The sequence below is a fragment of the Proteus sp. FME41 genome (assembly GCF_014897315.1).
Lineage (GTDB): Bacteria > Pseudomonadota > Gammaproteobacteria > Enterobacterales > Enterobacteriaceae > Proteus.
Window position 1 is genome coordinate 1 of the sequence record NZ_JABUYL010000077.1, and the last position, 369, is coordinate 369.

Consider the following 369-nt stretch of genomic DNA (forward strand, 5'->3'; position numbering starts at 1 on the left):
CTAAAGCCGAAGACGTCGATCCACGTAAAGCGGCCGTTGCTGCCGCATTAGCTCGTGTTAAAGCAAAAAAAGCACAGCAAGCCACCGAAGCTACATCAACAATTGAAGCCCCTGTTGAAAACGCTAAAGCCGAAGACGTCGATCCACGTAAAGCGGCCGTTGCTGCCGCATTAGCTCGTGTTAAAGCAAAGAAAGCACAGCAAGCCGCTGAAGCTACATCAATAATTGAAGCCCCTGTTGAAAACGCTAAAGCCGAAGACGTCGATCCACGTAAAGCGGCCGTTGCTGCCGCATTAGCTCGTGTTAAAGCAAAGAAAGCACAGCAAGCCGCTGAAGCTACATCAACAATTGAAGCCCCTGTTGAAAACG

At 49.9% G+C, this 369-nt stretch carries 1 pseudogene; it reads left to right on the top strand.

From position 1 onward, the window contains the following. A pseudogene (locus INT04_RS19850) lies at nucleotides 1-369 on the top strand (electron transport complex subunit RsxC); the annotation flags it as partial.